The following is a 12,536-nucleotide window of genomic DNA, read 5'->3' on the forward strand; positions in this document are numbered from 1 at the left end:
CGCGGCTTTGCCGTGGTGGCCCAGGAAATGCAGAAGCTGGCTCAAAGCAGCGCCGATGCTACGGAGAATATTAATAAGATCCTGCAGGAAATCCAGACGGCCATTCAAAAAGTCATTGACGGCATTAACCAGTCGGCGGCCATTTCCGGCGAACAGGCGAAAGCGATGCAGGATATTATTCATATGATAGAATCCATGCAAAATTCTACCAATGATTTGGTGGGTTTGTTTGATAAAAAATAGCAATCTGATCGGCGAATCGATTTTTTGGTGATATTTTGTTTGATAGCATGATTTGTTTAAAATAGCGGTATTACAAAAGACAATAATTGTCCTGGTTAGCAAAGGGGCTGCAGGAAAACTTAGTGATAAGTGTTCCGCAGCCCGTTATTAATTTCTACGGGGTTTTCGGCTGATTAGAAGTTGGCAATACTTGCCGAGTACGCTATAATAGATTCATGCTGAAAGGTGAGATGTATGGAATATGTTGTTGTGACGGTTATCGGGGCTCAAAAAGATGTTTACGGGGAAGAAAACCGCATTGAATCGGTTAATATCGGGCATTATTACCGCAAAAACGGTATCGACTATATTATTTACCAGGACAGAGAACTGGCAGAAGCAGCCCTTGATGTTACGACCATGCTGAAGGTGTATCCGGATCATGTGGTTTTAGTTCGCATGGGCGGGTTGGAGCAAAAACAGGAATTTCGTTTAGGTGAAAAAAGTCACAGCACCTATGCTACGCCCTTCGGTACAATGCAATTAGCCGTTTTGACTAAGGGGATGGATGTGACATTCGGAGTTGCCTCGGCTGCTATCGATATTTGTTATGAATTGGAAGTCAATGGACAGTGGCAGAGTGAGAACACCCTGTCCATCAATGTACGGGAGGGACAAAACTGTGGACATTAAGGAAATGCTGCGGCAGGCGATTCACCAGGCGGCGGAGCAGGCCATGGCAGAGGGGGCTTTTGCTGCGGACAAGCTGCCGGACGTTCTATTGGAGGTGCCGCCGCAGAAAGAATTTGGCGATTTCGCCACAAATTTTGCCATGCAGACGGCTCGGGCGGCTAAGAAGAATCCCCGGCTGATTGCTGAGGCGATGGCGGCACGGCTTGAAGTTCCCTGGTTGGAGAAGACGGTGATTGCCGGTCCGGGTTTTATTAATTTTTATTTGAAACCGGATTGGCTGTATGAACTGTTGTCGGAAATTTTACGCCAGGGACAGAACTATGGCAATACTGCTGTTGGTAAGGGACAACGGGTGCAGGTTGAGTTTGTCAGCGCGAATCCCACCGGGCCCCTCCATGTGGGCCATGGCCGGGGAGCGGCAGTGGGCAGTGCGTTGGCTAATTTGCTGAAAGCAGCCGGCTATCAGGTGGAACGTGAATATTATATTAACGATGCCGGCAATCAGATCGACAATCTGGCGGCTTCCGTCAATGCCCGCTACCTGGAACTGCTGGGGCAGGAGACGGAGTTTCCCGAAAACGGCTATCATGGCCAGGATATTATTGATACCGCCCGCAGACTGATAAAACGGGATGGGGATCAATATCTTAAACTGCCGGCGGCAAAGCGTTTGGCGCTGTTTAAAGAGCTGGCGCTCAAGGAAAAAATGGCGGCTTTGCAGGAGGATCTGGCAGCTTTTAATGTTCATTTTGATGTATGGTTCAGCGAACGGACGCTGCATCAAAGCGGTGCAATTGCCGAAACCTGTTCCATTCTGAAAGAAAATGGCAGCATATATGAGCAAGAGGGTGCTTTATGGCTGAAGTCCACCGCCTATGGCGATGATAAAGACCGGGTAGTCATCCGGGATAATGGGATTCCCACCTATCTGGCTGCCGATATTGCCTATCACCGGAATAAATTTGACCGGGGGTTTGACCGGATCATCAATATTTGGGGAGCCGATCATCACGGCTATATCTGCCGGGTGAAAGCCGCCATTGCTGCACTGGGCTATCCGCCGGATCATCTGGAAGTACTGATTTTGCAGATGGTTAGCCTGTATCAGAATGGTGAACTGGTGAAGATGTCCAAACGTACCGGTCAGAGTGTAACTTTAAGCGAACTCATTGAAGAAGTCGGCCGGGATGCGGCCCGGTTTTTCTTTATTATGCGTTCCATCGACAGTCAGCTGGATTTTGACCTGGACTTGGCGAAAGCCAACTCTAACGAGAATCCGGTGTATTATATCCAGTATGCTCATGCCCGAATTGCCAGCATATTCCGCCAGGCGGCTGAAGCCGGCATTTCCTCCGGCTGGGCGAAGGCGGATTTGCGTTTGCTAAGCTGCGAATCCGAGATCGATTTGATTAAGAAGATGGGGGAATATCCGGCGGAAATTACAGCTGCGGCTCAGGAACGGGCGCCGCATCGGATTGCTCGCTATGTTCACGAGTTGGCCGGACTGTTTCATACTTTTTACAATCAATGCCGGATTATCGGTGTTGAGCCTGAACTGCAATCAGCTCGTCTGGCACTGGTAACAGCGGTGCAGGCAGTGATTCGTCATGCTTTGGGGATTTTGGGAATTGACGCTCCGGACAAAATGTAAGGCTTGACACCTTTTAGGGTGAAGAGTAAAATTACGGGCAGAGTGTTTAAGAAAATAAGCCCTTACGGCAAGGGTATAATAATGCCAGAGGCATTTTTAGGAGGAAATAGGATGGCAAAGTATATTTTTGTTACCGGGGGGGTTGTATCTTCACTTGGTAAAGGAATTACCGCAGCATCACTGGGGCGTTTGTTGAAAAGCCGGGGGCTGAAAGTAACCATTCAGAAATTTGACCCCTACATAAATATTGATCCGGGAACGATGAGCCCCTATCAGCATGGCGAAGTTTTTGTCACGGATGACGGAGCGGAAACGGATTTGGATTTGGGACATTATGAACGGTTTATCGATATTAATTTAAGTAAGAGCTCCAATGTTACCGCCGGTAAAATTTACCTGTCGGTTATCAATAAAGAACGCAAAGGTGATTATCTGGGCAGTACCGTTCAGGTGATTCCTCATATCACTAATGAAATCAAAGAACGGGTTTACCGGGTGGGTAAGGAAGACAACGCGGATATTGTAATTACCGAAATCGGCGGTACGGTGGGCGATATTGAGAGCCTGCCGTTTTTGGAAGCCATTCGCCAGGTAAAGAAAGAGGTGGGCCGGAATGGTGTTCTTTATATTCATGTAACTTTGGTTCCCTATATTTCTGCTGCCGGTGAACTAAAAACCAAGCCTACTCAGCATAGCGTAAAAGAACTGCGCAGTATTGGGATTCAGCCGGACATTATCGTTTGTCGCACTGAACATGAGATTTCTCAGGAAATGCGGGATAAAATGGCATTGTTCTGTGACATTGATGTAAATGCCGTGATTCAAAATCTAAATGCCGACAGTATTTATCAGGTACCGCTGATGATGCAGGCGGAGGGGCTTGATCGGATTGCCCTGGAGAAGCTTGGCCTGCAGACGAGAGAGTCTGATATGACGGAATGGCGTAAAATGGTGGATAAAATTCTCTGCCTGTCGCGAACGGTTACTATTGCGATTGTCGGTAAGTATGTGGCGTTGCAGGATGCCTATATGAGCGTGTCGGAGTCACTTCGCCATGCCGGTATTGCCAATGATGCGGCTATTAATATAAAATGGGTAAATGCCGAGGAAATTGAAGCTACCAATGTCGACCTAGAAGAATATTTTGCTGATGTGGACGGTATTTTGGTACCGGGCGGCTTCGGCGACCGGGGAATCGAGGGTAAACTGAATGCCATTCGCTATGCCCGGGAAAATAAGGTTCCTTATTTCGGCTTATGCCTGGGGATGCAGTGCGCGGTGATCGAATATGCCCGCAATGTCTGCGGCCTGGAAGGTGCCCACAGTACGGAATTTAATCCGGATACGCCCTATTCGGTCATTGATTTGATGCCGGATCAGGTTGCGGTGGAGGAAAAAGGCGGCACCATGCGGCTTGGGGTTTATCCCTGTAAGGTGATGGCAGGTACGCTGACCCAAAAGGCTTATCAGGACGAACTTATTTATGAACGGCATCGCCACCGGTTTGAATTCAGCAATGTCTATCGCGAACAGCTAACGGCGGCCGGATTGGTGATCGGGGGTACATCGCCTAACGGGCGCCTGGTAGAAATAGTGGAGTTAAAAGATCACCCCTGGTTTGTCGGCACTCAATTTCATCCGGAATTTAAATCCCGTCCGACTAATCCGCATCCACTCTTCAGAGACTTTGTCAAAGCAGCTCTGAATAATAAGTAGCATAAAAAACCGTCGGCGGTCCGGCGGTTTTTGTGCTATCAGCCTCCTTTTTGCCTTACAGGGGCATAACGGAGAATGAAAATAGGGAACGCTAACCGCGGGAACACGGAGAAAAATCGGTAGGAGGGAACTGAATGTATAAACGATCGGTCGTACTGGTTATCGGCATCGTGGTCATTATTTCGTTAGTGGCGGCGGCCTTTGTAACGCCCCGGCTGAAACAGCGGGGAATGGCCGGAGAGAAACCCAAAATCGCCATTATTTATGTGGAAGGAGTTATTATCGGCGGACGGGGGCAGAATACCCTGCTGTCTGAATATGGCGGCACCGATAATTTGATTAAACAGCTCCACGAAGCACGGGATGATTCTTCGGTGAAAGCCGTTATCCTCCGGATCAACAGCCCGGGCGGCAGTGCACCGGCCTCCCAGGAAGTGGGGGAGGAAATCAAGAAACTGCGTTCCGGCGGTAAACCGGTGGTTACTTCCATGGGAGATGTGGCTGCTTCAGGCGGCTACTGGCTGGCGGCCTGTTCCGACAGGATATATGCCAATCCTGCCACGTTGACCGGCAGTATCGGCGTTTATATGCCCTATGCCAATTGGGAAGAACTATATAAAAAAATCGGCATACGGCAGGAAAAAATTAAAAGCGGTCCCCACAAGGATATTTTATCTCCCGATCGGCAGATGACCGGGGAGGAGCGGGCTTTAATCCAGCTCATGGTAGACGATATGTATAACCAATTTGTTACTGTGGTTGCCGAAGGCCGAAAGATGGACCCGGTAAGAGTACGTCAATTGGCCGACGGACGCATTTATACCGGCAATCAGGCCAAAGAACTGGGCCTGGTGGATGAACTGGGAAACCTGTATGATGCTGTTGATGGTACGGCAGCAATGGCGGGAATTCAGGGAAAGCCGGAAATCAAGGAATACGGTAAAGTCAGCCCGCTGCAAGTATTACTGGGGACCAGTGACAAAATGGAACTGTTGGATAAGCTGTTATTTAAACAGTTAAAAAACGATGCGCCAATTACCGCACCATTGGCGATGCCGGAAAAATGGGGTGAATGATATGGGGATGTTTTTTGAAACGCTGTACGATGTTTTGTTTCATCCCTCCAGGGCAATGCGGGAAATCGCCGCTGATAAAAAACTGGGGCAGTCCCTGGCCGCTTTTTTGCTAAGTGTCATTATTCCTTTATGGGCCGTTTATTTTGGCTTTAAGGCCGCCGGCATGGAAAAAGCGATTCATGTCCTGATTTTATTACAGGTTATAGGCAGTCTGCTGCTGTGGTTTGTTGGGGCTGCTTTATGGCATTTGATTGCTGAAATACTCGGTGGCAGGGGAACAGCCGTCGGACTGCTGGCGGCGCTGGGCTTTGCCAATATCCCCCGGATTTTTATCGTACCTCTCTGGGTACTGGCAGCACTGATGCCACAGGGAATCAGGCCGCTGCTGATGACGGTTACCGGCTTGGCTATTGCCATCTGGATATTGGCGTTAGATGTGGAAGCTATTCGGGGCGCTCACGTTGTTTCCGGATCAAAGGCAGTACTGATTCTCTTAACACCGCTGCTGCTGATCGTTGCCGTGGCTGCAGCGATGGTGGCGATATTGGGAGCGACGATGTTTTCCGTCATGCCCCCCTGGTTATAAATATCATTATGGGAGTCGAAGAAGATGAAGCATAGAATCGTAATGATCGGGGGCCTGCTGGCGGCGCTGCTGCTTGGCGGCTGCGCCGCCGGGCCGCAACTGCCGGCTGTCGGTCTGACACCGTTGCCGGAGCAGGAACTGGCCAATTGGAATATTCCGGCAGATATACAGCAGCAGGGAGATGGCAACCTGATTCGGGTTGTCAGGTCCGTTCAGCCGGAAGAGGGACATTGGCTGGAATTGGCGGCAGGCGGAACAGGTCAGATTGAATATTTTACCGAGGAAACTGCCGATCGGGCAGTTTTGGCTAAATTGGGACTGCAGTTTCTATCGACTCAGGGAACGGGACGGGTGGAAATCAGCGCTTTGGACAAACAGGGACAAATTGTCAAGCAGGTGGGTTGGATATTCAGCGGCAGCATGCCGGCTGATTCAGCAAATGCTAAATGGCTGGATGCCCGCTATGATTCTAACTATAAAGGCGAGTGGATCCGAGATTCCTATCCGATTGCCGATTTGCTGGCGCAATATCAATTCGATTCTTCCCTTCCCATTCAGCGCTACCGGCTCAGCGTGATTGTCGGACAGGGACAGCATGCCTTCATCAGCCGGCTGCAAATGGAGCGGGACAAAAACCGGATGATAAAAGTCACGCCTTCTTCCAGTCAATATTCGGCGCGGCAGGGTGAAGTGATTGCGGTAGCGGCTCAATTTGAAAATGTGAGCAGTCAGCCGATAACCGATGCAGCAATCACCTTGCTGGAGCCGTATGGCTACGGAATCACCGCCGTGGATTCTGCTGCAAAAGAAATTGATTTTTTGGCGCCGGGTGAGAAAAAACAGCTCTCCTGGCAGGTGAAAGCCCAGCGGTCTGACGAGGTTAATTTGGGGAAAGCCTGGGAGACGGGATTTGCTGTTGACGGTCTTCCCTTGCCGCAGCCGGTCATGATATCGGTTGCGGATCGCCGGCCGGGGAAAATTTTTTATGTGATGACCGAGGATCTGGAACCTATTGATTCGGCCGGTTATCCCACTGCCTGGGGCAATGGCGACGGCTGGCTGGAGCCGGAAGAATTTAAGACGCAAATGGTTGACAAGGCGGAAGCGCTTAACCGGATTGCCGAAAAGCATGGCGCCAAATGGACCCATTATATTGCCTGGCCGGCGGTAAGGGCTGCCGAATGGGCAGCCGGGCAGTCGACTACCGGACAATGGGCCGAGACAGTGACTGCTATCCGCCGGTCGGTTGAAAATCAGGCTGCCCGGGGTCATGAGTATGGCGTACACATGCATACCGATTACGATCCGTATTTGCCTGGCAACGTATTATCCTTCAATCCGGCGGTTGACGGGCTGTGGGCTAACCATCTGAAGCACGGCTGGGCTCATTCGGTGTCCACGGCAGGAGATTTTAGCGATCCCGCCAGCCGGACTGGGCTGCTGTATGTCTATCAGCGCATTTTAGCTGAATTGACGGAAAAATCGCCCCAGGGGCAATTGCTTACGTCCCGGGCCGGGTCTTTTGATTTCGGCAGCGGGGCTGATGATCAAAGTATGAGCACCGCAGCGTATCGGAAAGTGGGCTTGTGGGGTTCCAGTGACGCTGATGGCAATATTGGCGGAATGACAGCCGGCGATTACGGCCGGGAAATTTATTTCGCCGCGCCGGAGGATATCAACCATCCTGCAGCGGATTTGTCCCGGCTGGGATTGGTGGAGTTCCGGCCGACTCCCCGTGATCCTATTATGTATAATAATCAAACTGCGGCTGTTATGAACGGAAAAGCCGATGCGGGAATAGCTTATTTTACCGGCCCGGACGGAATTAAGCCGGGTGTTCATGCTATTATTGGCTTTACCCATGCTATGTTCGTCATGGGGCAGGGGGACTGGCGGAGTACGGAAGGCGGACAGTTCCAGGCCATTGATGATCATTTGGCCTATCTGGAACAATATGCTGCTGCAGGTCGGCTGACTTTTGCCACGGCCAGTCAGCTGGTACGGGCTTATTTGGACTATTACACACCCCAGCCGGTTGCGGTTTACGGCAAGCTGCTGGATAAAGGCTGGGGCTGGGACGAATATGAGGTGGACATTCTGGGCCGGGATATTCCCCGGGATGCAGTTCATCCTCACAGGGTCACTGTAAAATATCCACTCTATCTGCGGGACAGCGCTTACCGAATTGCTGTTCTAAAAAACGGCCAGGTTATTTACAGCACCTTTGGTCTGCCGACACCCGGCAACGATATGCCCTTGATTGTTGATGATGGCAAAGCGGTTTATAGCATGAAAGTTTATCATAATACAGGGATTTATCGGATCATGACGTATTGGAAGATGGCTAGAGATAAAGTGCGGGTATTTTGCTGTGGAAAGTAAACGATTAAAAATAAAATAAAAATTCCATTATTTTACAAAAAGAAGAAGGATATTTGTCCCCGATTGCGAATAAACATGTACAAGAAATAATAAAGGGAGCAAGGTGATTCAAGTATGTCGGAAGCAAAAGCCAAAATATTGGTCGTAGATGATCAACCGGGCATCAGGCGGTTATTGACGGAAGTCTTTTCCGAGGAAGGTTACCGGGTGGCTGCTGCGGCAAATGGCTATGAAGGAATCCAAAAAGTGAAAGACTTTCAGCCGGACTTGATTCTAATGGATATGAAGATGCCGGGGATGGACGGAATTGAAACACTGCGGGAACTGAAAAGTATGGGACGGGCGAACCGGGTTATTATGATGACGGCTTACGGTGAATTGGAATTGGTGAATCAAGCCCAGCAGCTGGGAGCCTTTTCGTATATTACGAAGCCTTTTGATATTATCGCTTTATGCAGCATGGTCAGTGAACAGCTTGTCGGCAGAGGCAATGCTGATTGCCAGTTAAAGATAGGTTGAATAACCCCTGGGGATTTCCTCAGGGTATTGATTTTTTAGGCAGGATTTTAATTTTGCTTGGCGAATTAATAAAAAAAGGCTTGACTTCATGTCAGGCTTTTGAAACAATAGATTCTTTTAGGTCAGGGAAGATGAGGCGTAGCTTCAGGAAGGGGGAAAAGATATGGTCATTCATACCGTTACTACAATGGCATTGTATTGTCCACGGTGCGGCAAATTGCAAAAGCACGATATATCCCGATTTTCTGCCAATCAGCCGTTCCAGCGGGAATTGTATTGCAGCTGCGGTCAATGGCAGGCATCCTTTTCCAGTGCCTGTCGTCGCCAATATCTATTAAGAATCCCCTGTACGGTGTGTCAGAGCCATCATATTATTTGCCTGGACAGTAAACAATTCTGGCGGGCTCAAATGGAGAAAATTTATTGCGGACAGGAAAATCTGGAAATCGGCTTTATTGGTGATCGCAAGATTATTGAGCATACGATTGCCGACCATAAACGGGAAATTGATAATGCAATCCGGGAAATGGACAGCGACGAATATGGGGAAAATATTGAAAATCCCCGGGTCATGCTGGAAATATTAAACCGGGTACATGATATTGCGGAAAAAGGCGGTGTTTACTGTCAATGTGGCAGTGCTGCCGTTGAAATTGTTGTTTTGCCAAATGGCGTTGAGTTAGTTTGTGCTCAATGCGGTACCCGCTTATTGGTCCCGGCTCAGGATGAGCAGGATATTCTTTATTTGGCAGCGATGGACAGCATTGAATTGATGTCGCAATGCCATCTTCATCGCAAACATTGACTGGCATTTCCCCAAAATAATAGGAGGAGGGCTACTGTTGAAGTTTTTTCTGGACACCGCGAACCTTATTGAGATTAAAGAAGCCATCGCTCTGGGCGTAGTGGCGGGAGTTACCACCAATCCTTCCCTGATTGCAAAAGAAAAGCGGAATATTAAAACAGTTATTCAGGAGATTGCCGGACTGATTACCGGGCCGGTAAGTGCCGAGGTGATTTCGACCACGGCGGAAGCCATGGTGCCGGAAGCCAGAGAACTGGCAGCTTTAGCCAAAAATGTGGTGATCAAGGTGCCATTGAATGCCGAAGGGTTGAAAACCGTAAAAGTGCTTAGTGCCGAAGGGATCAAAACCAATGTGACGTTGATTTTTTCCGCGAATCAGGCACTGCTTGCCGCCAGGGCGGGAGCCAGCTATGTCAGTCCTTTCATTGGCCGTCTTGATGATATTAGCCAGGACGGAATTGAACTGGTCAGAACGATAGCCGAAATTTTTGCCATCCATGGCATTGATACCGAAATAATTGCCGCCAGCATTCGTCATCCGCAGCATGTTACCCAGGCAGCCTTAGCCGGAGCGCATATTGCTACCGTGCCGTATAAGGTTCTCCTGACTCTGCTGCAGCATCCTTTGACTGATGCTGGCATTCGACGGTTTTTGGAAGATTGGAAAAAGGCGAATATATAGAGACAATAGTGACATATAATTTTTTAGAGGCGAGACCGGACTTGTGGGGGAATTTGGATAAAATCAGGAGGTAAGACAATGGATCGGGAGTTATCTTTAGAATTTGTACGCGTTACCGAGGCAGCAGCAATTGCCAGTGGAAGATGGATGGGAAAAGGAAATAAAATTGCAGCGGATCAGGCAGCTGTAGACGCTATGCGCAATGCTTTTGACAGTGTGAATATTACCGGCAGGGTCGTTATCGGCGAAGGGGAAATGGATGAAGCGCCGATGCTGTATATCGGCGAAGAGGTCGGCAACGGCGGCTTGGCAGTGGATATTGCCGTTGATCCGCTGGAAGGAACCAACCTGGTGGCAAAAGGTATGCCGGGATCGATCGCGGTACTGGCCATTGCCCCTAAAGGCGGGCTGCTGCATGCGCCGGATATGTATATGGATAAGATCGCGGTAGGACCTAAGGCTGCCGGAAAGATTGATATCAATGCACCGGTAAAGGAAAATTTGAAAGCAGTAGCTGTCGCTTTGGAGCGAAAAATTGAGGATTTGACAGTGGTTATTCTGGATCGGGAACGCCATGCTAAAATTATCAATGATGTCCGGGAGGCCGGTGCCCGGATTAAGCTGATTACCGACGGTGATGTATCACCGGTAATCAATGTCGGGATTGAAGGTACGGGGGTTCATATGATGCTGGGTATCGGCGGCGCTCCGGAAGGCGTGATCGCTGCCGCTGCGCTAAGATGTCTGGGCGGAGATATGCAAGGTCGGTTAATGCCGGAATGTCAGGCGGAAATTGAACGGGCCAAAACCATGGGAATTGATGATATTAATAAGGTACTGACAATTGATGATTTGGTTCATGGGGAAGATACGTTTTTTGTCGCTACAGCTATTACCCAGGGCGACCTCTTAGATGGAGTGCGTTATTTTGGCGGCGGGGTGCGGACTCATTCTCTGGTAATGCGTTATAAATCCGGTACAGTCCGGTTTGTTGATGCGATTCATAAGCTGGATCATAAGAACTTATTTATAAAACGGACGTAAAGCAGACTCATTTGATGGGGTAGGTCATGGCCTACCCCATGATTGTTGCGGCGGGGCAGGGGGCCGATGGCAGGCGGAATCTGCCAGGCAAAGCAGTGCAAGCCAGATTATGCATATTTTACCGTTATTGCGCTTATGCTAATACTGCCGCTAAATTTTAACCAGAGGTGATGCAATGGATTTTGCTCAAGGGAAAACAAGGACGAATTATCGGCGAAAAAAAACAATTCTTATTATGATAGCCATATTGGCTGCTATAAGCTTGCTGGCTGTCGAGAATTCCCGGGAAGGGAAAAATGAACCAACAAATATTGCCGATGAAACGGTTGTTCCGGACAGCAGTCAAGAGCAGCCGGTTGCACCGGCGAATATAATGTCGAATATTATTAAGACGCATACTGTGACGGAAGGAGAGACTCTGGGGACAATTGCGGCCCAATACAATATAGATGTAGATACACTTCTGGGCGCAAATCCTGAACTGAGTGAAGAGATCCATCCGGGGGATCAGTTGGTGATTTTACCGCAGAAGGGAGTATTGCACGCTGTAGATATGGGCGATACCTTATGGAGTATGGCCAATGACTATGGTGTGGATATGGAGATTATCATGCAGGCCAATGGAAAAACTTCGGAAGATCTGACCATTGGCGAGAAACTATTTGTGCCTGGCGCCAAACCAGCGGCGAAGAAAGAAGTTATGGTTGCCAGGGCGAAACCACAAGTATCCCGCGGTTCTGCCAACCGTTTTTCCTGGCCGGTACAAGGAGAAATCAGTTCGCCTTTCGGCTATCGCTGGGGAAGACTTCATTCCGGGATCGATATTGCCAACGATAGCGGCACATCGATTCACGCCGCCATGTCCGGCCGGGTAACCTATACCGGATATTATAGCGGCTATGGCTATACCCTTATTATGGAACATGCCCAGGGGTATGAAACGCTGTATGGACATTTGTCCGGTTTTGCAGTTGGCAGCGGCCAGTATGTGCGTGCCGGACAGGTAATCGCCTATATGGGAAGTACCGGGAATTCAACCGGACCTCATCTGCATTTTGAAGTGCATCAAAATGGGCGGGTTATCGATCCGATGAATGTTTTACCCTAATAGTATGGTTGATAGAATTCCGGCCATGAGTCCGGCTTGCATAAACGCAGGC

The 12,536-nt window shown here is 49.3% G+C and carries 12 protein-coding genes; all 12 read left to right on the top strand.

What is annotated here, in order from left to right; genetic code table 11:
- On the top strand, window positions 1-243 hold a 243-nt coding region (locus ABFC84_19010; protein ID MEN6414834.1), incomplete at its 5' end, for a methyl-accepting chemotaxis protein.
- A gap of 234 nt (window positions 244-477) precedes the next feature.
- Window positions 478-915 (top strand): DUF1934 domain-containing protein, encoded by a 438-nt coding sequence (locus ABFC84_19015; GenBank protein MEN6414835.1) that lies wholly within the window; start codon window positions 478-480, stop codon window positions 913-915.
- A complete protein-coding gene (gene argS, locus ABFC84_19020) occupies window positions 905-2,566 on the top strand; it encodes an arginine--tRNA ligase (protein MEN6414836.1) in 1,662 nt (553 codons plus the stop codon). The genes ABFC84_19015 and argS overlap by 11 nt, the downstream gene beginning before the upstream one ends.
- Before the next feature lie 111 nt (window positions 2,567-2,677).
- Window positions 2,678-4,282, top strand: a complete 1,605-nt coding sequence (locus tag ABFC84_19025; GenBank protein MEN6414837.1) for a CTP synthase — start codon at window positions 2,678-2,680, stop codon at window positions 4,280-4,282.
- Between the two features lie 134 nt (window positions 4,283-4,416).
- Window positions 4,417-5,358, top strand: a complete 942-nt coding sequence (sppA, locus tag ABFC84_19030) for a signal peptide peptidase SppA (protein MEN6414838.1) — start codon at window positions 4,417-4,419, stop codon at window positions 5,356-5,358.
- Between the two features lies 1 nt (window position 5,359).
- Complete coding sequence (locus ABFC84_19035; GenBank protein MEN6414839.1) at window positions 5,360-5,944, top strand: Yip1 family protein; 585 nt, start codon at window positions 5,360-5,362, stop codon at window positions 5,942-5,944.
- A gap of 24 nt (window positions 5,945-5,968) precedes the next feature.
- Entirely contained in the window at window positions 5,969-8,326 is a 2,358-nt protein-coding gene (locus tag ABFC84_19040; protein MEN6414840.1) for a hypothetical protein, read from the top strand.
- Window positions 8,327-8,440: 114 nt separating this feature from the next.
- The gene (locus ABFC84_19045; protein MEN6414841.1) at window positions 8,441-8,845 is read left to right on the top strand and encodes a response regulator; all 405 of its coding nucleotides are present in this window, start codon (window positions 8,441-8,443) and stop codon (window positions 8,843-8,845) included.
- 163 nt (window positions 8,846-9,008) lie between these two features.
- A complete protein-coding gene (locus ABFC84_19050; protein MEN6414842.1) occupies window positions 9,009-9,650 on the top strand; it encodes a hypothetical protein in 642 nt (213 codons plus the stop codon).
- A gap of 37 nt (window positions 9,651-9,687) precedes the next feature.
- Window positions 9,688-10,332 carry a fructose-6-phosphate aldolase gene (gene fsa / locus ABFC84_19055; protein MEN6414843.1) on the top strand — a complete coding sequence of 215 codons (645 nt, stop codon included), beginning with the start codon at window positions 9,688-9,690 and terminating at the stop codon, window positions 10,330-10,332.
- Between the two features lie 78 nt (window positions 10,333-10,410).
- Complete coding sequence (gene glpX / locus ABFC84_19060; GenBank protein MEN6414844.1) at window positions 10,411-11,376, top strand: class II fructose-bisphosphatase; 966 nt, start codon at window positions 10,411-10,413, stop codon at window positions 11,374-11,376.
- A 175-nt stretch (window positions 11,377-11,551) separates the two neighbouring features.
- Window positions 11,552-12,484: a M23 family metallopeptidase gene (locus ABFC84_19065; protein ID MEN6414845.1), complete on the top strand. Its 933-nt coding sequence runs from the start codon at window positions 11,552-11,554 to the stop codon at window positions 12,482-12,484.
- Window positions 12,485-12,536 lie beyond the last annotated feature (52 nt).

This window comes from Veillonellales bacterium, from assembly GCA_039680175.1.
In the GTDB taxonomy this organism is placed as follows: domain Bacteria; phylum Bacillota; class Negativicutes; order JAAYSF01; family JAAYSF01; genus JBDKTO01.